This window comes from Acinetobacter sp. CFCC 10889 (assembly GCF_003268395.1).
Classification (GTDB): domain Bacteria; phylum Pseudomonadota; class Gammaproteobacteria; order Pseudomonadales; family Moraxellaceae; genus Acinetobacter.
This window is the reverse complement of record NZ_LQXQ01000199.1, coordinates 1-329: the sequence shown is the minus strand read 5'-3', so window position 1 is coordinate 329 and position 329 is coordinate 1. Positions and strand designations below refer to the sequence as shown.

Below are 329 nucleotides of genomic sequence, written 5' to 3'. Positions count from 1 at the left end.
GATTAAAGGTACTTGGCAGATTGTGCAATGGTGTCCTGATCTTGTGGCAAGGGAGTGGTTGAACATTGGTGTGGGTTTTAAATCAGGTGATTTTCAGTGGTTTAAATATTTAGACAGCTTTAAAAAAATTGAAAATGTTTACGACAAAGATATGGCGCAACACGCACATGCAGTGGTTGATCTCACAGCTCAATTTTTTAGCAAGCAGCTTTATGATTTTTCACCACAAATCAAGATTTTAGAAATTGGGTTTTCACAGGGTAAATCAGCTCGAGAGAATTTAAATAGGTCTTATGAGCGAGTGGTAACTTTGCGAGGTGCGCCGTGAA

General features: G+C 38.9%; 1 pseudogene. It reads left to right on the top strand.

Features of this window, described 5'->3' with window-relative positions:
• Positions 1 to 328, top strand: a pseudogene (locus AVJ19_RS21365) (hypothetical protein); the annotation flags it as partial.
• Position 329 lies beyond the last annotated feature (1 nt).